Consider the following 24,292-nt stretch of genomic DNA (forward strand, 5'->3'; position numbering starts at 1 on the left):
TCACGTCACAGCACCTGCTTGGGCAACGACAACAGCTCCTTCCTGATGCGGTTCAGGCTGGGGCGGTTGTCGGGGCCGAAGGCGATGGGGCGGCACAGGTGCATGGCGGTCAGCCCGACCCGCGCGGTCAGCAGGCCGTTGATGACCCCCTGCCCCATCCGGGTGGAAATGGCAGCGGCGAGCGAACCGCCCAGCGCCTCCACCGCCACATGGTGGGCGCTTTCCGTCACCCCGGCGACGGCGATGTTGGCGAGCATCCGGCGCAGGAGCCGGAGCGAGCCGACATAGCCGGGCCGGGCGCCGTAGAGGGAGGCGATCTCCCGCACAAGCTTCAGATTGCGCCACAGCACCACCGCGAAATCCAGCAGTGCCGCCGGGCTCAGCGCCGTGGCGATGGCGGTGTCCCGCGACGCGCGAAGAACCCGCTGATAGGCGGCGCGGTCGAGCGGGCTCAGCACCTCGCGGTCGAGCAGCCGCACCACCTCATGCTCGTCATGGGCATCGGTGACATGGTCGCGCACGCGGGCCAGCGCCGGGGCCAGTTCGGGCCGGTCGGCATAGAGCGCCACCAGCGACCCGGCGAAGCGGTCGGCCCGGCCGCCGGGGGCGTCGACCTCCAGCCGGCCGGCCTCGGCCCGCAGTTCCTCGATCCGGCGCAGGCGGCGCAAGGACAGCAGTTCGGTCACCAGCATCGCGACTGCCGCTATACCGGCGGTGGCGGCCAGCAGGGCGACCAGAACGCCAAGCGCGAGGCTGGTGGCGAAGGCACGGGCCAGCAGGTCGGCGGTGTCGAAGCCCAGAGCCACCAGGACCAGCGCCGCCAGCGCCCCGAACAGCCAGCGCCCCAGTCGGCGCGTCGTCCGCACCGGCGTGGCGGGGGCCGGCAGCAGGTCGGCCGGGTCGCCGGAGCCGGTCAGCAGGGCGGTCTCCTCCTCCGCCGGGACGGGGGCAGCACGGTCGAGGTCCAGCTCCATCGGCGGGACCCAGCCCTTTGAGGCATTGCGGGTGTCGCGCTCCGTCACGTCAGGTAATCCCCCAGCAGGAATTGCAGGGCCTGATCGACGCGGATGTGCGGCAGGCCGCGCGGGTCGCGGCCGAGATCTTCGGGCGGACGGAAGGGCAGGAAATTATAGGGACGGTCGCGGCCGGGCGGAAACGCCTCGGCATCCTCCGGAATCTCGCCGGGGAACAGCACGGTCGGGCGGTCTCGGCCGACGGGGACGCCGCGGACACAGCGCAGTTGCCGGCCCTCATGCTCGGTCACCACGCTTTCGGTGCATTTCAGCGCGGCGATGGCCATGGTCTCGACCTGGGCGCCTTCGAAACGGATGGCGTTGCGGGCGTCGCCGACCAGCCGGTCGAGCAGCGCGCGCAATTGGGCATGCTGGTGGGCGGCGATATGGTCGGCCTTGGTCGCGGCGAACAGCACGCGGTCGATCTTGCTGCCGAACAGCCAGTCGAACCAGCCGGACGCGCCGTGGCGGAAGGGCTCCAGGCTCAGCTCCAGCGCCCGCTTCATGTCGGCCATCCCGGCCGGGCCGGCGTTCAGCGCCCCCAGCACGTCGATCAGCACGATCTGGCGGTCGAGCCGTGAGAAATGCTCGGCGAAGAAGCGGCGGACGACGTTGGTCTTGTAGGCCTCGTAACGCTCCTCCATCAGCGCCCACAGGCTTCCCCTGCCCTGCTGGCTCCCATGAAGCGGGCAGAAGGTCAGCAGCGGCGCATCCTTCATGTCGCCGGGTTCGACGAAGCGGCCGGGCTGGATCAGGCTGAGCAGCGTGTCGGCGCGGCGGCAGGCGTGGAGATAGTCGGTGTAGAGCGCCGCCCCGCGCCGCGCCGTCTCCTCCTCCGCCGATGCGGCCGGGTCGATGGTGGCGAGCCAGCCGCGCCAGGATGCCGACAGCTCGTCACGCGGCGGGCGGGCGGCGAGGTCGAGGGTCTGGGCGCTCCATTCCGCGAAGCTCTGGCGCAGCAGCGGCAGGTCGAGCAGCCATTCGCCGGGGTAATCGACCAGATCGAGGTTCAGCGTCGCCACCGGCTGCACCGAGCGCTTCAGCGCCGACTCCGGACGGTAGCGCAGGGAGACGCGCATCTGGCCGATGCCGCGCGTCGGCTCCGGCCAATGGGGATCGGGGCCGGTCAGGGCGGCGAGATGGCCTTCGAAATCGAAGCGCGGCACGTCGGGATCGGGCTGGGGCCGCAGCCGCGCCGCCTGGAAGCGGCCCGACGACATGACGTCGAGGAAGGGCAGCCGCCCGGCCTTCAGCAGGTTGTCGACCAGGGCGGTGACGAACACGGTCTTGCCCGCCCGCCGCAGTCCGGTGACGCCCACGCGCACCGTCGATTCCAGAAGAAGCCGGCTGCCGGCGTCGTACAGGCTGTTCAGGTCGGGAATACGCACGGGCGGACGTTCACCTCTGGCCGATGACCGGCCCTATATGGGGTTGAGTTCGCAGGATGCGAGGGGGCCGGATGCGACGTTTGGAACAGCGTGAAACAGTTTTCGGGGGTGTGTTCACTGTTCCATTCGGGCGGCATTGGCGGCGACCTCCGCGGGTGGGGACCGGCGGCCATTCGTATCATGGATGCGGGAGAGAGGGTAATGGCAGGATGAAAAACGTCGGGACAGTCAGTGCCACCGCTCATGCCGGGGCAAGGTCGGTACAGGGAAAGTCATCGCCCTTGAACAGCAGCCCCTCACCAGTGTCGGCGGCCAGGGCGTAGGCGAAGCAGTCACCGTAATTGAGACCAGCCGGATGTCCGGTCCCCTTGCCGTAGCGGCGGAACGCGTCGAGCGCAAGCCGGGCTTGGCGCTCTCCGACCGGCTCGATGCGGATGTCGAACTCGCGCAGCAGATCCTCAAGGGCCTCGAGGTGGGCGCCGGTCGGATCGCGGCTGGCGATCAGCCCAGCCTCGACGAAATTCGCGGCCGACAGGCGGCACACCGCGGCAGTGGCGAGTTTGGCGAGGAAGGCGGCTGCTTCCGGCTCGGCCTTCAGGATGGCCACAAGTGCCGAGGTGTCGACGACCATGGCTCAGCGCGGCAGACCGTGTTCGTCGTATAGGTCGGCATCCGGGTTTCCGCCGTCGTCCAGCGGCGGCAGCGCTTTCACCCGCGCCAACATGCGGTTCACCTTGGCCTGCTGGTCCGGAGTGAGGCAGGAAGTTGCCGGTCGCTCGGCGCGGGCCAAGGCATCGCGCACGGCCGTGCGGACAACCTCGTCGATACTCTGCCCTCGAATGGCAGCAAGCCGGCGGGCCAGGACTTCCGTTTCAGCGCTCACCGGGATGGGCATCGGCGTCTCCTGTTTTCGATCGATCCAGCACAGCTTTCCGGGCCATGAGCCACGGCGTGCTCGCCACGGGACCATTGTGGTGTTCACCAAACCACGCGGCAAGGCCGTGCTGCCGGATGCGGCAGAAAGACCACCCTCTGAACCGCCATCACCCCCCGATGTAATGCGGCATCAGCTTCGCCTGATCGCCGATCCAGACGCTGCAGCGGCTGTCCTGGTTGCGGAAGAAATAGGCTTTGCCGGGCTGGCGGCGGTTCTGGGGGTCGATCAGGTTGGCGCCGCCGGAGAAGGCGACGCCATAGCGGTAATCCGGGGTCGCCGCCCAATAGAGGCCGTCGATCCGCTGCAGGAAGGCGCCGCGCTGGCACAGGTGCGATAGGGTGCGGTCCAGCGTGGCGAGGCCCTTCAAGCCAGCGGGCAGGCTGTAGACGGCGCGGCTTTCGGTACGGCGAAGGCGCGGCTCGTGGCCCGGCGGCGGCGGTTCGTAGGCGCGGAAGGGCGGGCGCAGATGGCCGGAGTCGGTGCGGTCGGTGCGCAGAACCTCCTGCGCGCCGGCGGAGGCCGGAAGCAGCAGCAGGACCAGAAGATGAGGGATGTGGCGGCGGGTCATCGCACCGACGGGTTGTTGGCGACGAAGGCGAAATAGGGCAGCCGCCGCACCGCGTCCGCCACCATCAGATAGGCGACCGCAAAGGCCAGCAGCGAGCTGAGGAAATAGCCGTACCCATACCACGGAAAGCCCATCCGGCTGAACAGCAGGGTAAAGCCGGCGTTGGCCGCCATATAGACCAGTTGCACCGTCAGGTTCCGCGCCCGCAGGTCGAAATAGGCCAGGATTACCGTGCAGAACAGGAACATCACCTGGAAGAAGGCACCCAGCACGCCGAAGCGGAACATGCCGATCTGCTGGTACTGCAGGCCGATGGCGCCGACGATGGCGGGGGCCAGGAAGATGCAGACGGCGCAGACCGCCCCTTGCAGGATGATGAGGTTGCGGCTGCTGTCGAGCAGGGCGGCGATGATGGCGCGGTGGTTGCGGGCGATCTGGTCGAAGGTCGCGTGCTTCTGGATGTCGCGGTAGAAGGCCTGGTAATGCTCGAAGAAGCGGGTCTCGATGTTCACCGTGAACAGGGTCAGCGCCGGCAGGGTCGTCAGATAGGCGATGAACATGGCGCCGTCATAGGCACTGTAGATCGCCATGGCGCCGGAGACCAGTTCACGCTCCGGCGCGAACCACATGATCCACTTGTCGGTCCAGACGGCGGCATTTGCGAAGAACCCGATCAACGCCAGATCGGAATATTTGCGGAAATATGAGAGGAAGTCGAACAGCCGCCCGACCGGATAGGGATATTCGGCCAGCACCCGCGCGATCAGCCCGAACTGGATCACCGCCAGCCCGGCGGAGAACCACCATATCATCCCCGCCGCGCCGAAGCGGTCGCCCAGCAGCACCGCCCCGGCCATGCCGGTGGTCATGCCGACGCCGAAGGCGACGGTGACCGCCAGATAGTCCTTCAGCGCCGACAGGAAGATCGACACCACCCAGATGCCGCAGACCAGGAAGAAATTCGCCAGCCCGCCCAGCATGATCGGCAGCGGCAGGCCGCTGAACAGCGGGTAGAAGGGCCCGGCGGTCAGGCCGGCGATGGCATAGGCCAGCCCCAGCGTCGCCAGCAGCATGCCGGGCGCCGCCTCCACCTCCTTGGCATAGATGGCGTCGGCGAGATAGCGGGTGGCGACCAGCACCAGCGGCCCGGTGAACACCACCGAGAAGCAGAAATTGTAGATCACCACGACGCGGAACAACGTCAGCTGCTCCGGCCCCACCAGATCGCGGCCGAACAGCGTGATGCCGGCCAGCGCCAGGATGGTGAACATCCAGGGGCCCGACGTGATGAAGGCGGAATGGGCATAGCCCTGCAGCACGCCGAGCAGATCGTCGCGCCGGGCCAGCCGGCGGAGCGCGAAGCCGATGCCGGCCATGTCAGGCGGCTCCCTTCAGGTCGAAATCGGCACCATCGAGCGTCGGCCGGGTCGGCATGGCGATGTGCTCGTCATAGATGGCGCGATAGACGCGGTCGATGGCGACCTTGTCGTAGGACTGGGCGACACGCCGGGCGATGGCCTGCGCACAGCGCTCGCGCCAGGGACGGTCGAGCAGAAGGGCACGCAGCTCCCGCGCGGTGTCGAGCGGGCTGGCCAGCGGCGTCACCGCCCCGCCCGGCCCCAGCGGCGGAACCTCGTCCGGACGGCCCATCAGCAGTTCGGAACAGGAGCCGACATCGGTCGCCACCGTCGGCACGCCGGACGCGCCGGCCTCCAGGATCACCAGCGGCTGCGCCTCGCTGACGCTGGTGAGCGCGATGGCGTCGATCCTGCCCAGCCAGTCGGTCAGCTTGACCCGGCCGGCGAAGATCACCGTCTGCTCCAGCCCCAGATGCTTCACGATGGTCCGGCATTCCTCGACATAGCCGGGATCCTCCTCCAGCGGGCCGAGGATCATCGCCTTCAGGTCGGGGATGTCCTCGCGCAGGATGCCGGCGGCGCGGATGTAGGTCTTCACGTCCTTGATCGGCACGACGCGGCCGATCAGGGCGATGGTCGGCGGGCGCGGGTTGGGGTCGCGCCGGACCTGGGAATAGCCGGCATAGTCGATGCCGTTGGGCACGATCATCAGCTTGGCCGGGTCGGCGCCCTGGCGGCGCTGGAACTCCTGGTTTCCGCCGTACAAGGTGATGATGCGGTCGCAGGCGTCGTAACAGGCCTTGGAGTAGCTGGCGAAGGTGTCCAACCACAGATCGCGCAGGTCGCGCTTCTTCCGGTCGAGCGCCAGGGAGGTGTCGGCGCCCTCGAACAGCCATTCGGCCATCAGGATCTCGATGCGCCGTTCGTTGGTGTAGATGCCGTGTTCGGTCAGCAGGGCCGACCGCCCGGTCTCCAGCCGCGCCCGCGCGGCGAACAGACCGGCATAGCCGGTGGAGATGGCGTGATAGACCGACGCCTGCGGCATCGGCACCAGCAGCGTGGCGAACAGCCCGCTCATCAGCGCCCGGCTGCCCCAGAAATATTCGAGGAAGGAGGCGTCCGGCAGGGCGGCCCTGCACATGCGCACCACCATCTGGAAGGCGTCCTCGGAGTTCAGCAGCGCCCGCTTGCCGATCCGGCCGCGCCGCGGCGCCAGCAGCCGCAGAACCTCCGCCACCTCGGCCAGCCCTCCGCCCTGCTGCAGGCGGGCGAGCGGCTTTTCCAAATTTGCCATCAACCGTCCGGTGCCAGGCTGCCAGCGCCATCCGGCGGGCGGATCCTGCAGATAGACGTGGGTCAGGCCGGTGACGTTGGGCGGCAGATCATAGGCGAGCTTGCGGGCGCTACGGTCGGCGACCAGTGCCACGATGTGGAAGGTCAGGTCCGAATGGGAGCGGATCAGGTCGTGCGTCCAGGTCGACACGCCGCCGGCGACATAGGGATAGGACCCCTCCATCAGCAGGCAGACGTCGGCCTTGGGCGCGCGGGGCGCTTCGGGCGGGAGCGGCTGGGACGGGGAGCGGCTCATGCGGCCAGCTCCTTCGCGGCGGTCTCGGCGACGGCCGTTTCGTCGTCGCGCCACAGGGCGAAGACGTCGCGCAGCGCATCGGGCAGTGCCGCCCCGTCGCCCAGCAGGTCGGGCCGGCGGACGGGCAGCGCCCGCAGGTCGGTGAAGCGGCCGAGCCGGAACAGGCTCTCGGCATACCAGAACAGGATGCGGCTGTCGGACGTGCGGTCGATCAGCGGCTCCAGCCTCGCCGCCGCCTCCGCCGCCAGACCGCAGCGCAGCAGCAGCCGGCCGAGGTCGAGGCGAATGCCGTCGTCGTCGGGCGCCAGTTCCAGGCTGCGGCGGTAGCCGTCCAGCGCCTTTTCGCGGATCTCCGCCTCGCGGTTGGAATCCAGCAGGCCGCAGAAGGCGTAATCGTCGAGGTGGCGGGACAGGGCGGCCAGGGCGCCGGCGTCGTCCGGATGGGCGCGGGCGGCATGGTCGAGCGACTGCCAGCGCTCGTTGAACTCATGCTCCACCCGCGCGGTCGCGGTGGCGGCCTGGACGCGGACAGACGGGTCGGCATCGGCGAGGCCGGCCTTCAGCGCGGGCGTGAAGGCGGGGCGGAAATGGCGGGCGACCAGGGCGATCACCGCCTGCTTCTGCTGCGGCGTGCCCATCCACATCATGTCGGTGAAGGATTCGCCGGCGACCAGATGGGCGTTCTCGCGGCCCGACACGATCAGTTCGTACAGCTCCTGCGCCGGGCCGGTCTCGCTTTCGGGGAAAAGGGAAAGATACCAGTCCTGGAAGCCGGTGGCATAGTGGCTGAACAGCGCCAGCAGCGCCGCAGTCACCAGCGTGCAGGCGGCGCCCAGCGGTCCCAGAGGCACCATGGTGACCAGCAGCAGCCCGGCCAGCCGCAGGTCGCGGCCCCGCCGCGCCCGGCTGCGCACCCACAAGCCGACCAGTCCGCAGAGCAGCAGGTGCAGCGCCGCGGCGGATGGTGCGGCGAAGGGGACGCCGGACAGGCCGAACGCCAGTGCTCCAGAATCGAGCAGGCCGGCGCCGAGCGTCGCCGCCACCAGCTCGCCCGTGCCGGCGACCGGGCGGTCGCCCGCCAGCGTGCCGATGGTTTCAGCGGAATCGGGGGCCGGGCCGGTCATCCCGCACTCTCCGCCACCGCTTCCCCGGCGGCCGGCTTAGGCTCCGGCTCCGGCGGCTCGACCCGGCGGGTGACGAAGCCGATGGGGATGTTGGACAGCCCGTCGGGCAACTCCCGCCGCACCGCCCGTTCCAGCTTCGCCTCCACCAGCTTGGCACCCTCCAGCGGCGTGCCGGCCAGGATCACGCCGAAGGACGCGCCCTGCTGGCCGAAGTCGCAGGCGAGATCGGTGTCGCGCAGACTGCCGCGCACCGCCGTGCCGATGGCGGCGGCAAGGTCGGCGCGCTGGGCGACGGACAGGCGGGACAGGCCGGTTGGGCGGATGGTGATGGCCGTCGTCTCGAACCCCATGCGGCGGCCGAGCAGGGCCAGGAACTCCGCCTGCCGGCCGATGTAGCTGGAGGAGTAGAGCGCGTCGTCGGTGAACACGCGCTGTTCGTTGGCTGTGCGGAACTGGCGCGCCTTGGCCAGCGCCGTGCCGATCCATTCGCACAGGATGCGGAAATTCTCGACCGTGTTGACGCTGAGGTCGGTGAAGCCCAGGCTTTCGACCTTCACCATCCCGACCACCTCGCCGGTGTCGCTGCTGACCAGCGGTCCGGCCAGCACGCCTTCGCCGGCCAGGATGCGTTCGTCCTCCACCCGGTTGACGCAGAGCTGCCGCTGGCGGGCGATCACGGTTTGGAACAGCGGGGTGCCGCTGTCGAACCAGCGGGCATAGCTGTCGGTGTCGTCGTCCCACCCCTCGTTCGTCACCGATTCCAGCACGTCGTTGTTCAGCAGGAACAGCGAGAACTTCTCCGGCTTCATGACGGTGCGGACGAGGTCGGCGACGCCCAGCATCACCTCCCCCTCGTCCAGATGGTCGATGGATTTTGCAGCCTGATAGAGGGTGAAGACGGTGCGCAGCTGGCCGGCGACGCGGGTCTCAAGGCTTTCCTTCACCGATTTCAAGGCGCGGTAGGACCGGGCGATGGCCTCCGCCTCCTGCCGGGCGGCGGCAAGGCCGGCGCGCAGTTCGTCACGCTCGCGCAGCTGGCGCATGCGCAGCTCGCCGAACAGCACGGCGGCGACCAGCCACAGGATCGGCTCGCGCGTCAGGGTGAAGAGATGGTCGTAGAGGTCCTGGTCGATGCCGGCATCAGGCATGTTGCCGAACCGCAGCGCCACCGACGCCACCAGCGCCGCCAGCACGCCCACGCTGGTGCCGTACTGGATCGCCAGCAGCAGGACCGGGATCCAGAAGGGATGCGGCTGCACCCCGTCGAAGCGCAGCCCGGCGCCCAGCCAGACATCCAGCCCCAGCGCCACGGCGAAGAACAGCAGCAGCTCCAGCAGCGCGACCGGCCGCAGGCCGAACCAGCGGCGGGGGGACACCGGAGAGGGGCTGGACTCTGCGCTCATGCCTGCACGCTCACTCGCGATGCAGATCGTTGGAGAAGTCGCTGTCGGAGGCGCGGCCGGCCTGGACCGGGGCGTCCGCGGAAGCGGGCACGGCGGGTGCGGCGACCACCGGCCGCAGGCTGTCGATCATGCGCGTCACCACCCGCTGGGCGACGTTGTTGACGCTGTCGCGGCTGAAATAGCCGCGGCCGGCCTCCGACTGGCTGGAGGTCCACAGCACGGCGCCGTCGGAGCTGCGGACCAGCCGGGCGTTCAGGCCGACCACCGGCTCCTCGCGCAGGCCATGCTGGTAACCATATTCAGACACGCTGCCGGAGAGCACCGCATCCACCCCCAGCGTCCGGCCGGCGGCCTGGGCGTCCGGCGGGGCGGCGTCGGCCGGCGCATCGGTTGCGGCGGCTGCGTCGCCGGCGGGCTTGGCGGCGGACAGGCGGCTGCGGACGCGGGACGCATCCATGCTGCGGATGCCCTCGACGCCGTAGAGTTCGGTGGAGACGATGTCGGCGGCGATCTGGCCGGCATTGGGGTGGTTGGTCAGATTCTCGAAGGGCAGCACGGCGACGGTCGAGCCGGCCGGCAGCACGGCGCCCGGCTGGGCGAAGTCGCGGCTGTTGATCCGGCCGAAGCTGCAGCCCGCCAGCATCAGCCCAACCGTCAGCAGCGCCCCGCAGGCCCGCACAGTCTTGCCCTTCATTCCCGCACCCTTTCGCCGCATCGCCAGTCCACCTTTTTTAACCATAAAGTGTTGACACACCGTCAATAACGCCAGACCAGCGTGACGCCCGCGCTGTTCACCGCGCTGGCCGTGCCGCGCGCGGTGGAGCGGGCATGGCTGGCCCGGAAATTCAGCTCCAGATTGTCCGCCGGTTCCCACCCCAGCGAAATGGCCCCCTGCGGTCCGCTGCGGCCCCGCCGGTCATAGGCGTAGCCGACCTGCAGCGCATAGCGGACATAGTCGGTCAGATAGTCTTCTGCATTGAGCTGCAGCGCATGGACCTCGCGGGTCGCAGCCGGCAGCGGGACGTAAGGCTGGCCGAGCGCGTCCTGCCGTTCCTCGCGGTGGGCGACATACTCGGCATCCAGCACATAGGCGACGCTGGCCAGCGGCCCCGCTGCATTCAGCGTGTAGCGCAACGATCCCTCCACCGTGGCGCTGCGCGCCAGATCGGCGTCGCCGGCGAGGCCATAGCGGTTGTAGCCGGCGCCAAGCGACAGGAACCAGCGGTCGGACAGCCGGTCCTCGTGCTGGAAGAACAGGCGGTCGCGGCGGCCGCCGTCGACGATGCCCTCCAGGAAGGCGAAGCTTGGCTCGCTCCAGGCCAAGCCGGCGCGGGTCTCCGTCTCGTCGCCGCGCCAGCCATGGGTGTAGCCGGCGCCCAGCGTCTGCGGGGCGGCGTAGAGCGCCAGGGTGGAGCGTTCGAACTCCGGCCAGTCATGGACCAGCGCCGCCTCCAGCCGGGAGCGGGCGCCGTGGAAAGGCTCCAGCCGGCCGTCTTCCCGGCGGGCGGCGTCGACATCGACATCGCGGCGCTCAAGGCTCCAGGTGAAGGCGGTGGAGCGGCCGAGGTCCTGCACGCCGCTGAAGCGGGCGATGCGCTGCATGTCGGCGTTACGCACCTTCTGCCAGTCGAGATCGAGGCGGCTGCGGTCCGCATTTTCGTGCAGCAGCAGCGCCTTGCCCTGGATCAGGGAAGGTTCGTCGGGCGTCAGTTCCAGCGCCGTGTCATAGGCCCGGATCGCCTCGCGCCAGCGACCGAGCCGTTCCTCCGCCTGGGCCAGCAGGGCGGTGGACTGGGCATCGTTGGGATCCTGTTCCAGCAGGTCGCGCAGCAGGGTCCGCGCCGGGCGGACGTCGCCGCCCTCCATCAGCGCCAGCGCGCGGAAATAGTCGAGACGCCGGCGGGCGGCACGGTCGGCGGCCTGCGCCTCGCGGCTCGGGGCGGCGGCGGGCGGGCGCGTCAAGGCGACGCTGAGGCCGTTGCGGTCGGTCGCGACCGTCGCCTCGACGCCGCTGGCGAGCACAAGGACGACGCTGTCGTAACCGTAGAGGATGTTGTCGACCCAGGACTCCAGCCGTTCAGGGACGCGGTCGAGCGGGACCTCGCCGAGCGGGCGGTCGAAGCGCAGGACCAGCTCGCGGCCGTCGCGCTGGGTTTCTGTGGCGACCGGGCCGGGCCAATGCAGGGCGAAGCGGGCTGCGTGGTCCTCGCGCACGGCTTCGAGGCGGGCCGAGGCCGTTTGGGCGTGGGCGGGGGTGGCGGCGAGGATTGCGAGGAGGAGGGCGAAGCGAATGGCTCCCTCTCCCGCCCCGGGAGAGGGAAGGGGCCCATGGCGGAAGCCATGGGAAGGGTGAGGGGTGGTGCAAGGAACCATGCGCTTCTGGTTTCTTGCCTCACCCCTCACCCTCCCCGCGCCTTCGGCGCGGGTCCCCTCCCTCTCCCGGGACGGGAGAGGGATGTCCTTCTCAGAGGCGCGCACGCGATCACGGAAGGGCCAGGACACGGCGGGCCTCCGGCAGTCGTCCGTTTTCGATCAGCATCGATGCGTAGTCTGCCCTCAATTGGCGGTCGGCCGGGCGGCGCCTGCGCAGAGATTCGAACAGCGCCACGGCGTCGTCGACCTTGCCCAGCCGATTCAGCAAATTCGCCTCCGTCTGGACCGCCGCGTCGCCGCGGCCGGCGCGGTGGCGCAGCTGGGACAGCGCAGTGCGGTAGAAGGGAACCGCCGCGGTCGGGCGCTTCAGCGCGGTCAACGCCTCGCCCAGGAAGTAATGGGCTTCGTAATCGTCGGGGCCGGTGGCAACGTAGCGCCGCAGCAGCCGTTCGGCGTCGGCGAGGCGGTTCTCGTCATAGGCCAGCATGCCGAGTTGGCGCAGCGCATCGGCGTCGTCGGGCTTGCGCGTCAGCAGGGCGGTCCAGGCCTGGGCGGCGGCGGCCCGCTGCCCGGTCTGCTCGGCGAGGCGGGCGTAGCGGCGCAGGCGGTCGGGGGCGGCTTCCTCCGGCACGGCGGTGCGCAGGGCAAGGGCCAGTTCCTTGCCCTTGCCGGCCGCCGCCAGCGCCTCGATGTAGGGAGCCTTCAGCGCCGGTTGCGCCGGAGCCTCGCCCTGGCCGCCGAGCCCGGCGATGACGCGGCGCCCGCCGCCATACTCGGCGAGACGGTCGTACCATGCCGCCTGCTCGGCCGGGTCGGACGCCGCCTTGGCCCGCGCCTCGATCCAATCCAGACCGGCGGCGGGCGGGCGCGGACCCCAGAGATAGGCGAGCTGCCGGAAATCCTCGCTCTGCGGCCCCTGCCCGGCCGCCAGCCGCTGCAGGGCCTGCTCGGCCCCGGCCTTGTCGCCGAGCGCCAGCAGGGATGATGCCGGCTCACGCCGCTTGTCGGTGGGCAGGCGGTCGTCGGTGGCGCGCGCCAGCAGATAGCGGCGCAGATCGGCTTTGCGGCCCAACTTCGTCAGCGTGTCGCGGTAAAGCGCATCCTCCGCCTCGGCCAGCGGTGCGGCGGAAGCCCGGCTTTGCAGCAGGGCGGCGAGGTCGGGCAGCGCGTTCGCCTTGGCCGCCGCATCGGCATAGACGCCGAGCCAATCTTCGCCGGATCTGCCACCACCCTGGCTCTCCGCCCAGCCACGCAGCAGCGGCAGGGCGGCGCGATAGGCCTTGTGGTCGAGCAGCATGGTGACGATAGCCTGCTGTTCGGCGTCCGACAAATTGCCTTTCGCCAGCTTGGCGGTCAGGTGACGGGTCAGTTCCTCCGAACGGCCGGCGCCGGCCAACGCGGCGATATAGGCGGACTCCACCTCCGTGCCACCATCTGCCAGCAGCGGGGCCAGCAGCGGCAGCGCCTCCGCCGGTTTGCCGGTGGCGGTCAGGGCGTTGGCGAGGGCCAGACGGCTGCGCGGCGAGGGATCGAGCGCGAAGGCGCGCTGCGAGGCGGCAAGGGCCAGCGCCGCCGCCGCGGGCGAATTGGCGGCGCGCTCGGCGGCGCTTCCGGCGATGTCCTGCAACAGACCGACCGGCAGCTTGGGCTGACCGGCCAGCCAATCGGCGACGGCGGCGGGATCACCGGCCTTGGCGGCCAGCCGTGCCCAGCCCTGCCCGGCGGCCGGGGACGGCGTTACCTGCCTCCGCGCCTCGAACCAAGCAAGCCCGGTCGGCGCGCGGTCGAGGTCGATGAACAGGGCGGCAAGCTCCTCCAACTGCTCGTCGGGAATACCGCCGGACAGCGGCAGCCGGTCGAAGGCGTCAGCCGCCGCGCCGTGGCGGCCGGCACGGTCGAGGATGCGAATGGCAGCCAGTTGGTCACCGGGAGTCAGCCCGCCGCCGGCAAGGCCGCGCTCCGCCCACCCCGCAGCGGCGGCGGGATCGCCGCGGCCGAGCGCGATGTTGGCGGCCAGCAGCGGATAATCGTCCAGGAATTCGTCGCCCAGTTCGCGGTAGAGGCGGTCGGGGAAGCTGCGGTCGCCGTCGCGCAAGGCGCTTTCCGCCAGCCCGGCCAGTACCCAGTCGGGGACCAGATGCAGGTCGCGCCCCTTGGTCGCCGCAAGCGCCGGGCGAAGCATGCCGGCATTCACCTCCAGCGCCAGCAGCCGCCCGAACTGGACATCCTCGACCGGGCCGGAAAGCGCCGACAGGCGGGTCCGCGCCTCTTCCCGGCGGTCGGCGGCGATCAACAGGTCGATGTAGGTCAGCTCCAGCGCCAGCACAGGATTGCGCCCCTTCACCTGCGGTTCGATCAGCCGCAGGCCAAGGTCGGGACGGGACGCCGCGGCGAGCTGGCTCGCCAGACCGATCATGTCGGCAACGGTGGGATTCTCGCCCAGCCAGCGCCGGGCACGCTCGAACGCCTCCTCCTCGCGGTCGAGGTCGATCAGCAGGCTCATCAGCAATTCGCGGCTGTCCGGCTCGATATTGCCCTTGGCACGGTCGTCGGCACGCAACAACCAGTCCACCGCCCCGGCAGGATCGCCGCGAGCGGCCAGCAGTGCTGCCAGTTCCTGCGGAGCCTCGACATCATCGGGACGCAGGGGGCAGTAGCGGGTCAGCGCCTCCACCTTCAGTGCCATGCGATTGCGGAAGCCGGCGGCATAGGCGAGGTCGCGGTAGAGGTCGGCGCTGTGGCGCAGCTCCGCCAGGGCCTTCAGGTTTTCCAGATAATCGCCGGGCCGCTGCGCATCCTGGTAGAGGCGGTTCAGCAACTCCCGCGCTTCGACGGACGACGGCTCGGCGGCGACGAACTCCTCGGTCAGGGCGATGGCGCGCTCGAGGTCGCCCTGGGCCAGCGACAGCCGGGTCAACGGCATCACCGTGGTGCCGCTGCGGTCGCCGGCGGCATAGCGCTGCTCGTAGACCGCGCGGGCGCTGTCGTAATCGCGGTCGCGGAACTTCTGCAGGGCAAGCTCGCCGCTGTGCGGGATCAGCAGCAAACTGGCGCCGATGCCGACGAGCAGCACCAGCAGGACGACGAGGATGTTCGCGCGCATCGCCGCCCTACCCCGCCACGCCGTTCGCCGGGCGGATCCGCAGTAGCAGCGGCGCGATCGCGGAGACCGGCACCGTCAGCGCCAGCCGGCCCTCCGCATCCGCATCGACGCTGCCCGACCACAGCCGGGTTCCGTCACGCTCCGCCGTGACCGTCCAGCGGCCGGGCTGCGGCACATGCCAGACCATGGCGCCCTCGCCATAGCCGGTGGCGGCGACGCGGAAGCCCTGCCCTTCGCCGGCAAAGGCGGAAAAGGCCCAACGTCCTTGGACCAGATAGGGCACTGCGGCCGGCGGGTCGCGGTCGGCGCGGTCGGTCTCCGTCAGTGCCACCACCGGCTCCGCCACCGCCGGGTCGAGCGTCACATAGAGGCTGCCTTGGCTGTGGCGCTGGCCCAGCACGCCGATGGAGCGGGCGAAGTCGACCGCACTGGCGCTGGCATGGTCGAAGCGCAGCGTGTTCAGCGCCCCGCGGTCGCGCACGCGCCAGCGCCGCCCGACATCCGCCCCGCCCGCCAGCGGCTCGAATCGGGTGGTGTAGAAGCCTTCGGCGATGCGGGCGTAGGTGGAGGCGGCGACGGGCGCCAGTTCCTGCCCGCGGGCGGCGGTCAGCACCGAGACCAGCGCGTTCAGGCTGGCCGCCTTCTGGCCGCTGTACATGTGGTAATAGACGTTGAAGGGCTTCAGCCGGATCGGGCTGCCGGCGTGCCGCATCGTGTTGATCAGATTGCGGTAGCCGTAGAAGCGGCCGGTCCACAGCTCGGTATAGGTGTTCTCGTTGCTGCCGGCGGCGTAAATCTGCCGCTCCGCCCCCACCGGCAGGCCGATCGGCGGCAGGCCGGTGATGGAGGGGAAATCGGCGTCGAAGCGGGCGTCGCCGCCATTGATGTTGACCCCGCCCGCCTTGCGCACCGCGGCCAGCGCCGCCTCGAACGGCGAGGTGTCGCCCGACCATTGCACCAGCACCGCCCGCTTGCCGGTCGGAGCCAGCCGGGTGAAATAGTCGAGCGCGCCGCCGATCTCCTGGTCGAGATCGAAGGGCTGCTGCAGATAGGCGCGCGGCACGGCGTAGCGGCCGATGTCGGACACCTCCCCCGCCTCCTCCGCCGCGTGGTCGTCGGCCTTGCCGGGGCGATAGCTGCTCTCGCGGTTGAGGAAGGGCGCCTCGTTCTGCCGGCTGTAATCCTTGAAAAAAGCCCATTGGAAGGGGTGGGTCCAGGTGTGGCTGGACGGCTCCACCTGCGGCAGGGCGAACAGCTTCTTCGCCGCCTCCAGCGACTCCGGCGTGCCCTTCCAGGTCGGGTCGAGGTCGCCGACGATCGGGGCGACGCTGACCGGCAGGTCGGGAAACGGCTCGATGGCGGCGGTGCGCACCATGTCGGCGGACAGCACGCGGCGGGAGGCATAGGGCGCCACCTCCGTCACGTTGCGCCAGCCGTCGCCGTCGATGTGGCTGAAATAGATGCGCCGGCCCGACAGGGTCGTGACGTCGGGCTTCGGCAGGTCGTCGGTGGCGAAACTGTCGCGGAAGAAGGCGAAGGGATCGACGATCCATTGCCGGCGGTTGTACTCGGCGTCGAAATAGCGGCTGTAGCCGTCGGTGACCAGACCGCCGGACGGGCCAGTGACCACCAGATGGCTGTCGCTCGCCGGATCGTCGCCGCGCCGCATCACCAGATGGGAGGCGAAGCGCTCGTCGGTCTTGCGGAACAGCGGATAGCCGGGCAGCACCCCCGACAGCGGCCGTTCGAAGCCGATCATGCCGTCGGCCAGCGCCGGCCGGGACTTGTAGGTCAGGTCGGAATAGCCGTCGTCGTCGCGCAGTCCGAACCGGGCGAAGAAGCGGTTGGAAAGCGCCAGCGGCACCGGCTTGCCGCCGCGCTCCAGCCGGACACCCGACTGGCCCAGGACGGCGAAGCGGACGCCGCGGTCCATCGCCCGCCCGGCCCAGGCGATGTAGGCGCCGACATCGGTGAAGGGCTCTCCCGCGAACCAGGTGACGACGCCGCGCAGGTCGGGATAGCGCGACAGGTCGGGCAGCCCGTCGGCGACGTTCCAATAGACCACCGACAGGCCGAGATGGTTCAGCGGCAGCTCCACCATCGTGTGGATGCGGCTGAGACGGATCGTGCTTTCCTCGCGCAGGTCGACCAGCGCCAGGATGGTGCGCGGCACCGTCTGCTGGGCCGTCGCGGCCGTCGCGGGAGAACCGGCGGCGAGCACGGAAGTGGCCATGCCGGGCAGAAGCAGGCCGAGGGCGAGCGCTGCTGCTTTGAAAGCGCACGTCGTCCCAGCCCGGATAATCTCCCTCTCCCCCCCGGGGAGAGGGGATCTCCTGCTGCATTGCAAAAAGCGCTTCACCGGCGCGGCTCCGGGATCAGGCGGTCGAGTTCGACCGTCGAGACGTAGGGGGAGAAGCCGTTGGCCCGCTGCAGATCGTAGATGGCCCGGATGCCGGCGGCGTCGGCCGGATCCCAGTAATCCAGGGTGTGGAGGGAGAGCCGCGGATTCAGCGCCCCGGCGGCCTTCAAGGCCTCGACCTGGAACCGGTAATCCTCGGCGCTCTGGCGGTGCGGGCGCTTGGCGGCGAAGTCCCAGCCCGCATAGACGCTCTCGCCCAGCACATGGCTCAGCAGCGGAGCGGTCTGCGGCAGGATCTCGTAGGCGCGGTTCTGCATCAGGCCGATGTCGGGCCAATTGCGGCGGATCGCGCGCACCAGTGCCGCCGCCGCGTCGGTCATGCCGCGCCAGCGCTTCGCGTCGGTGCGCTCCAGGTGCGGCGGATTGTCGAGCGTGTCGAGGAAGACGCCGTGGAAGCCCTGGCGCAGGATGCCCGGGACCAGTTCCTCCACCACCAGCTTGACCCAGCGGCGGTCGCGCACGTCGACATAGAAGCTGCCGGGCCAGTTGGGATTTTCCTGGTCCAGGATGCCCCAGGCCTTCACCCGCTCGAACCAGGGGCGGTGTGTCTCGACCTCGCCCACGCTGAGATAGCCGAGCAGGGTCTTGCCGCGGTCGGCCAGCGGCGAAAGCGGCGGGTGGGTGCGGCTGTCCAGAACCAGCAGCCGGTAGGGCTGGAAGGCGGACAACGGGGCCGCGTCGGCGTAATAGACCGCCCAAGGGGATGCGGAAGCTTGACCGGAGTCGGCGGCCCGCAGGCCCTTGTTGGTCAGCGCCAGCAGCGCCGCACCCGACATCAGCCCCCCGGCGACAGCCCGCCGCCCGATCGAACCACCGGTCACGCCACCCCTATCCTTTTGCTCAACGCTCTCTTGCTCAGCCAAGCCACGCCAGCGTCTGGCGCAGCCCATCCTCCAGCGGCGTGTCGCAGCTCATGCCGAAGGCGGCGACCAGACGCGACGGATCGCCGATCGAGACCCGGATGTCGCCCGGCCGCGCCGGACCATGGCGCCGGTCGAGCGGCCGGCCCGACAGCTCCGCCAGCACCTCCGCCAGCCGGTTGACCGAGGTCGGGCGGCCGGTGCAGACGTTGTAGACGGGCGCGCCGGACTGCGGACGGTCCATCGCCGCGGTCAGATATCGCACCAAGTCCTTTACAAAGATGAAATCCCGCACCTGCTCGCCGTCGCCGTTGATGGTGATCGGCTCCCCGCGGGCGATCCTGCCGGCGAAGATGGAAATGACGCCGGAATAGGGCGATTTCGGGTCCTGGCGCGGGCCATAGACGTTGAAGAAGCGGAAACCGGCGGTCGGCACGCCATGCACCCCGTCCGCCACCCGCGCATGCAGCTCGCAGCCCAGCTTGTCGGCGCCATAGGCGGACAGCGGGCGGGTCGCCGCGTCCTCGGTCAGCGGCATGTTCGGGTTGTCTCCATAGACGGCGGCGGAGGAGGCGTAGATCACCGGGACCGGCCCGGCCGGATTGGCGCGGCGGGCGGCATCGAAGACGGCGATGGTGCCGGACAGGTTGGCATGGTGGGTCTCCAGCCATGCCTCGCGCGAGCGGTCGACCGAGGCGACGGCGGCCAGATGGAAGCAGCCGTCCACGCCGGCTATCGCCGACCGAACCGCCTCGGCATCGGCCACATCGCCGACGGTGACCGGCACGCCGTCCGGCAGGTTTTCGCGCTTGCCGGTCGACAGATCGTCGAGCACCCGCACCTCGTGCCCGGCCGCCAGCAGCCGCTCGATCAGGTGCGAGCCGATGAAGCCGCAGCCGCCTGTAACCAGATAACGCGCCATCGCCGCGGCTCCTCCGCTTTTGCGTGTGTTTTGGGTGATACGCGAAGTCAGAGCCGCCGGATCAATTTTCGCGGCTCAAGTGCCGAGGAAACCGGCGACCGCGGCCTGGAATTCCTTGGGCTTGATCGGCTTGGAGACATGGCCGTCGAATCCGGCCTCGGCCAGCCGGCGCTTGTCGGCGGGCGTGGCGAGGTTGGTGACGGCAATGACCGTCGTGGCGGCAAGATCGCCATCGGCGCGGATCTGCCGGATCAGGTCCAGCCCGGACAGGCCGGGCATGACGATGTCCATCACCACCAGATCGGGCGCCATGTCGCGCATCAGGTCCAGCACGGAGGAGGCGTCCGACGCCTCGACGACGGTGAAGCCGCCCTCCTCCAGGCAGCGGACGAAGAGCTTGCGCATCAGCACATTGTCCTCGACCACCAGGATCGTCCGCGTCTTTTCGACCGTGTCCGCCATCTCGCCATCCGACCTTTGCGGCGTGAGCGGCATGGCCGGCGGCGGGCATGGCGCAACACGCGACCCTACGCTGCACATCCCTACCGGTATTCACGCATTTTTGGCTGTGTAACTCTTTCGATCAGCCGGGTCAAGCAGGCCGAAGGCGCAGCGCCCGCAAGCTGGCCCCGTGCGGGCTGGTCCGTTCGCCTACTTCTCTGGGACCGTCGCCGAGGGCCGGCAACCCGGACTGTTCAGCGAGCCGCGGGTGACTGTGCTGCTCCAGGGATCGTGACTGATCCTGCACGCACGAAAAAAGCCACCCTCCCCTGCGGGAGAGCGGCTTCTTTCATGGCAGACGACGTGCTTAGTGCTTCATTTCGCCCAGCTGCTTGCGGCTGTCGCCGCTCTTGTCCTTGATGATGGTGTCGTCCGGCTTGCCTTCGACTTCCAGGATGCCGATCAGGCCCTTGGTGGCGCGGCTGAGCGCATGGTCGACCAGGGCGTACTTGCCGGGGTAATCGACCTTGAATTCCACCATGGTGGCGCCGCCGGGCGCGACGGTGACGGTCTGGATGCCCTTCGACGGATCGCTTTCCAGGCCGCCCAGGTTGTAGACCTTGTCGAAGATCTCGCCGATGACGTGGAAGGAGGAGGTCAGGTTCGGGCCGCCGACGCCGAAGAACAGGCGGACGGTCTCGCCGACCTTGGCCTTCAGCGGCTTGTCCTTGGTCAGCGCGCCGACGGTGCCGTTGAACACCAGGTAGCTCGGACGCTCGTTGACGAGGCCGTCATAGTCGTCCTCGGCATTCGCCTGGTTCTTCGCCTTGGTGGCGTAGATTTCCTGCTGCATCACGTAGAATTCGTGATCGACCGGCGGCAGACCGGCTTCCGGCTCCACCACGATCAGGCCATACATGCCCTTGGAGATGTGGTGGGCGACCATCGGCGTGGCGCAGTGATAGACGAAGACGCCCGGAGTCAGAGCCTTGAAGCTGAAGGACTTGGTCTGGCCGGGTTCCACCTGGGTGATCTGGCCGCCGCCGAGGAAGCCGGTCGCGGCGTGGAAGTCGACGGAGTGGTTCATCGTCGATTCCGGCGCGTTGGAGATCGAGACGTCCACAGTATCGCCGACCCGCACCCGCACCATCGGACCCGGAACCGTGTTGTTGAAAGTCCAGTAGGTATAGGTGGTGCCGTCGTCGAGGGTGGATTCGACTTCGGACGTGTTCAGCTGCACCTTGTGGGTCTTCGGCGCCCGCTTGCCGGCCTTCTCCGGCGCCGGGACGGCCGCCGGATCCTGGACGACGCTGACCGTGGGCTGCTTGACCTTCGGGTCGGCATAGAGCGTTTCAGCCGCCGAAGCGGCACCGATACCGGACAGAAGCATCAGGGCGGCGGCACTGACAGTGACGAGAGAGAGCTTGGTCTTCATGGCGTCGTCTCGGTTGAGTGTTTCTTGTGAGGGAATATTCCCCCCATCTCCGAGACCTCTGCTTGACCGCCGTCAAGTGGAAGAACTGGACGCTATTTTGTCGCAGCTATCCTTTATTTCCACACAAACTATGATGATTTCTTAAATTAGGATTTCGGCCGGAACGCGACGCAGATCTTCGGGTCGGTTTCGATCCGCCCGGCGCCGATCAGGTCAAGGCAATAGGGGATCGCGGGAAACACCGCCATCAGGCAATCATGGATGGCCGACGGCTTGCCCGGCAGGTTGACGATCAGGCTGCGGCCCCGGATGCCGGCGGTCTGGCGCGACAGGATGGCGGTCGGCACGACCCGCAGACTGACCGAGCGCATCAGTTCGCCGAAGCCCGGCATCATCTTTTCGCAGACCCGCTCCGTCGCCTCCGGCGTCACGTCGCGCGGGGCCGGGCCGGTGCCGCCGGTGGTCACCACCAGATCGCAGCCGGCAATGTCGCACAGCTCAGTCAGCGTGGCGGCGATCAGGTCCAGCTCGTCCGGGATGACCCGCGCCTCCGCCACCCAGGGGGAGGCGACGATGCGCGTCAACTCCTCCCGGATGGCCGGGCCGCCCTTGTCCTCGTAGACGCCACGGCTGGCGCGGTCGGAGATGGTGACGATCCCGATCTTCACGGGTCCGATCTGCACCGGTTCGCTCATGGTCGATGGTCCTTTTTCGGTCAGGCGGCGCAGGCGACCTGCCGGTAGAGCGCCGGCAGCGCCTTGGTCAGGTGGGAAACCTGCGGGAATATGGCATAGGCGCCGCGCCCGAACAGATAGGGGATGTAGTCGCGCGCCTGGGCATCGACGGTGATGGCGAAGACCGCCAGCCCGTCGCGCCGCGCCTCGCGGATCGCCTGCCGGGTGTCCTCGATGCCGTAGCGGCCTTCGTAATGGTCCACGTCGTTGGGCTTGCCGTCGGTCAGCAACACCAGCAGCCGGTGGCGGTTCGGCCGTTCGGCAAGCTGGGCGGTGACATGGCGGATCGCCGCACCCATGCGGGTGTAATAGCCGGGCTTCAGCGCGCCGATGCGGCGGGTGACGGTGGCGCCCAGCGGTTCCTCGAAGCCCTTCAGCGTCTGCACCCGCACCCAGTCGCGCCGGCGCGAGGTGAAGGAATAGAGCGCATGGTCGTCGCCGCAGGCGGTCAGGCCGTGGGTCAGCGCCAGCAGCGCCTCCTTCTCCACATCCAGGACGCGGCGGCCCTCGATCCAGCCGTCGGTCGACAGGGAGCCGTCGACCAGCACCGCCACCGCCAGATCGCGGGCGGCGCTGCGCACCTGCTGGTGCACGCGGTCGCTGCCGCAGCCGCCGGCCTGGAGATCGGCCCGGCTGCGCACCAGGGCGGCGAGGTCCAGTTCGTCGCCGTCGGCCTGTCCGGTGAACAGCATGCGGCGCGGGCGCAGCGCCTCGAACTGGCGGCGGACCTGCCGGATGCGGCGTTGCGCCGCAGCGTCGGGCTGCCAGGACTCGCCGTCGGCCGGTGCCGTTTCGGCGATCACCCGGCAATGGTTGGGAAGATGGGCCTGCCGGCCATGGTCCCATTCCGGATAGCTCAGGGTCGCCACCAGCGGCGTATCGTCCACCACCGGCGCGCCGAGGTCGAGGTCGAGCTTCAGCGTGGTCGATGCCTTGCGCTGATGCGCGCCCACGGCGATCTCGTCGAGATCGTCGGCGGCCTTGCGGGCATTCTCCGCGTCGTCGTCATCGACCGCGCGCGGAATGTTCAGCGCCTCGGCGAGGCTCAGCATCTTTTCGAAGCGGTTGAGGATCAGCGGGTCGTTGCGCTGGATCTGGTCGGTCTGGCGGCGGGTCGCGGCGCGGCGGCGCTGGTCGCCCTCGGCCGCCTGCCCGCCCTCGCCAGGGCTGTCGGTCGCGGCGGCGGCATCGCGCTCGGCACCCGGTGCCACCAATCCCCACAGCGGCACCGGCAGCATGCGGGCATAGCCATAGGGGGCGGTGAAGTCAGACACCGGCACGGAGGGCGCAAGCATGCGCGCGCCTTCGCTGGTGACGGCACCCGCGCCAAGCAGCGCCATGGCGGCGCGCTCGACATCGGCCTCCACCGGCGGCAGGCGGCGGGCGGGCCGGGTGGCGGCGACGGCGCGGGCCAATTCCTCGTGCATGCCGGACAGGCCGGGCCAGCGCGTCAGCACCCGCACCGTGGTGGCCGCCGCGCTGCGCAGGGCCTGCAGGTCGGCCTGCAGCGGGTCGGCGGGAGCCGGTTCGGCTTCGGCATGGGCGAAGAAGGCGGCCAGCCATTCATAAAGCCGCTCGTTCAGCCCCGGATCGCTAAACAGGTCGATGGTCGTCGGAAGCTGGAGCACGTTGCCGTCGAGCGCCGCCCGCTCCACCCGCTCCTCCCCCAGCCCGATGCGGCCGAGCAGCGACAGCCGGTGCCCGGACACCGCGGCGGTCCCGGCAGCGAGCCGCACCCCGCGGTCGCCGCCCAGCGCCCGGAAGAACACCGCCAAGCGCGGACGCATGGATTCCAGCGTCACCGCGGCGTCCGGATGATGCGGGTAGCTCGACCGTCCGCCGATCAGGCGGTGCCACAGACGGCCGACGGTCTCTTCCGGCTCGAAGAACTCCAGCATCGCGCACGCACTCCCAAATACTGGCCCAAAACCACAGCCCCTATCGGCCGTCATTCCCGCGAAGGCGGGGATGACGGCCGCAATGGTGGAGATCCGACTCCGCGATCCACGCTGTCGGCTTCCCTACCCCAGCGTGACCTCGGCGACGCGCAGCAGGGCGGCGCGGATGTCCGGATCATCGGTCAGCGGTTCGATCAGGGCGGCGCGGATGGCGCGTTCGGGTTTCATGCCGGAGCGGATCAGCGTGGCGCAGTAGATCAGCAGGCGGGTCGACACGCCCTCTTCCAGATCCTGGCCCTTCAGGGCGCGCAGCGCGTTGGCGAGCCGCACCAGCGGGGCGACGCGGTTTTCCGGCAGGCCGCTTTCGGTGGCCACGATGGGGATCTCGCGCTCGGGCGCCGGGAAATCGAACTCGACGGCCAGGAAGCGCTGGCGGGTGCTGGGCTTCAGCGCCTTCAGCACATTCTGGTAGCCGGGGTTGTAGGACACCACCAGCATGAAGCCCGCGGGCGCTTCCAGCGTTTCGCCGGTGCGGTCAAGCGGCAGGATGCGGCGGTCGTCGGTCAGCGGGTGCAGCACGACGGTGACGTCCTTGCGCGCCTCCACCACCTCGTCGAGATAGCAGATCGCGCCTTCGCGGACGGCACGGGTGAGAGGCCCGTCGGCCCAGACGGTGTCGCCGCCCTTCAGCAGGTAGCGGCCGGTCAGGTCGGCGGCGGTCAGGTCGT

20 protein-coding genes are annotated in these 24,292 nt (G+C 69.6%); all 20 read right to left on the reverse strand.

Annotated elements, in window-relative coordinates:
- Nucleotides 1–5: 5 nt before the first annotated feature.
- Nucleotides 6–1,022 (reverse strand): TIGR01620 family protein, encoded by a 1,017-nt coding sequence (locus TSH20_RS28195; RefSeq protein ID WP_109155925.1) that lies wholly within the window; start codon nt 1,020–1,022, stop codon nt 6–8.
- The gene (locus tag TSH20_RS28200) at nt 1,019–2,401 is read right to left on the reverse strand and encodes a YcjX family protein (RefSeq protein ID WP_109155924.1); all 1,383 of its coding nucleotides are present in this window, start codon (nt 2,399–2,401) and stop codon (nt 1,019–1,021) included. The genes TSH20_RS28195 and TSH20_RS28200 overlap by 4 nt, the downstream gene beginning before the upstream one ends.
- 241 nt (nt 2,402–2,642) lie before the next feature.
- Entirely contained in the window at nt 2,643–3,032 is a 390-nt protein-coding gene (locus tag TSH20_RS28205) for a type II toxin-antitoxin system VapC family toxin (protein WP_109155923.1), read from the reverse strand.
- 3 nt (nt 3,033–3,035) lie between these two features.
- A complete protein-coding gene (locus TSH20_RS28210; RefSeq protein ID WP_158282074.1) occupies nt 3,036–3,296 on the reverse strand; it encodes a type II toxin-antitoxin system VapB family antitoxin in 261 nt (86 codons plus the stop codon).
- Between the two features lie 148 nt (nt 3,297–3,444).
- The gene (locus TSH20_RS28215) at nt 3,445–3,906 is read right to left on the reverse strand and encodes a hypothetical protein (RefSeq protein WP_109155921.1); all 462 of its coding nucleotides are present in this window, start codon (nt 3,904–3,906) and stop codon (nt 3,445–3,447) included.
- Nucleotides 3,903–5,282 (reverse strand): exopolysaccharide Pel transporter PelG, encoded by a 1,380-nt coding sequence (pelG, locus tag TSH20_RS28220; protein ID WP_109155920.1) that lies wholly within the window; start codon nt 5,280–5,282, stop codon nt 3,903–3,905. The genes TSH20_RS28215 and pelG overlap by 4 nt, the downstream gene beginning before the upstream one ends.
- 1 nt (nt 5,283) lies before the next feature.
- Nucleotides 5,284–6,852 (reverse strand): GT4 family glycosyltransferase PelF, encoded by a 1,569-nt coding sequence (gene pelF / locus TSH20_RS28225; RefSeq protein ID WP_109155919.1) that lies wholly within the window; start codon nt 6,850–6,852, stop codon nt 5,284–5,286.
- Complete coding sequence (locus tag TSH20_RS28230; protein WP_109155918.1) at nt 6,849–7,976, reverse strand: hypothetical protein; 1,128 nt, start codon at nt 7,974–7,976, stop codon at nt 6,849–6,851. Before TSH20_RS28230 ends, pelF begins: the two co-directional genes overlap by 4 nt.
- Nucleotides 7,973–9,379 (reverse strand): GAF domain-containing protein, encoded by a 1,407-nt coding sequence (locus TSH20_RS28235; RefSeq protein WP_247871169.1) that lies wholly within the window; start codon nt 9,377–9,379, stop codon nt 7,973–7,975. The genes TSH20_RS28230 and TSH20_RS28235 overlap by 4 nt, the downstream gene beginning before the upstream one ends.
- A gap of 10 nt (nt 9,380–9,389) precedes the next feature.
- Nucleotides 9,390–10,073, reverse strand: coding sequence for a hypothetical protein (locus tag TSH20_RS28240; protein ID WP_199231892.1), 684 nt, complete (start codon nt 10,071–10,073; stop codon nt 9,390–9,392).
- 62 nt (nt 10,074–10,135) lie between these two features.
- Nucleotides 10,136–11,593 (reverse strand): tetratricopeptide repeat protein, encoded by a 1,458-nt coding sequence (locus tag TSH20_RS28245; protein ID WP_247871168.1) that lies wholly within the window; start codon nt 11,591–11,593, stop codon nt 10,136–10,138.
- A gap of 268 nt (nt 11,594–11,861) precedes the next feature.
- Nucleotides 11,862–14,855 (reverse strand): tetratricopeptide repeat protein, encoded by a 2,994-nt coding sequence (locus tag TSH20_RS28255; protein ID WP_109155915.1) that lies wholly within the window; start codon nt 14,853–14,855, stop codon nt 11,862–11,864.
- Between the two features lie 7 nt (nt 14,856–14,862).
- Nucleotides 14,863–17,088: a hypothetical protein gene (locus TSH20_RS28260; protein WP_109155914.1), complete on the reverse strand. Its 2,226-nt coding sequence runs from the start codon at nt 17,086–17,088 to the stop codon at nt 14,863–14,865.
- Between the two features lie 122 nt (nt 17,089–17,210).
- Nucleotides 17,211–18,095 (reverse strand): endo alpha-1,4 polygalactosaminidase, encoded by an 885-nt coding sequence (locus TSH20_RS28265; protein WP_247871167.1) that lies wholly within the window; start codon nt 18,093–18,095, stop codon nt 17,211–17,213.
- A 34-nt stretch (nt 18,096–18,129) separates the two neighbouring features.
- Entirely contained in the window at nt 18,130–19,056 is a 927-nt protein-coding gene (locus TSH20_RS28270) for an NAD-dependent epimerase/dehydratase family protein (protein ID WP_109155912.1), read from the reverse strand.
- A gap of 75 nt (nt 19,057–19,131) precedes the next feature.
- The gene (locus TSH20_RS28275) at nt 19,132–19,518 is read right to left on the reverse strand and encodes a response regulator (RefSeq protein WP_109155911.1); all 387 of its coding nucleotides are present in this window, start codon (nt 19,516–19,518) and stop codon (nt 19,132–19,134) included.
- 346 nt (nt 19,519–19,864) lie between these two features.
- Nucleotides 19,865–20,932, reverse strand: a complete 1,068-nt coding sequence (gene nirK, locus TSH20_RS28280; protein ID WP_109155910.1) for a copper-containing nitrite reductase — start codon at nt 20,930–20,932, stop codon at nt 19,865–19,867.
- A gap of 146 nt (nt 20,933–21,078) precedes the next feature.
- Nucleotides 21,079–21,627, reverse strand: coding sequence for a molybdopterin adenylyltransferase (gene mog, locus TSH20_RS28285; RefSeq protein WP_109155909.1), 549 nt, complete (start codon nt 21,625–21,627; stop codon nt 21,079–21,081).
- A gap of 20 nt (nt 21,628–21,647) precedes the next feature.
- A complete protein-coding gene (locus tag TSH20_RS28290; protein WP_109155908.1) occupies nt 21,648–23,564 on the reverse strand; it encodes a VWA domain-containing protein in 1,917 nt (638 codons plus the stop codon).
- 123 nt (nt 23,565–23,687) lie between these two features.
- A partial coding sequence (locus tag TSH20_RS28295; RefSeq protein ID WP_109493004.1) for a CbbQ/NirQ/NorQ/GpvN family protein occupies nt 23,688–24,292 on the reverse strand: 605 nt, incomplete at its 5' end.

Origin of the sequence: Azospirillum sp. TSH20 (assembly GCF_003115935.1) — a bacterium.
GTDB lineage: Bacteria > Pseudomonadota > Alphaproteobacteria > Azospirillales > Azospirillaceae > Azospirillum.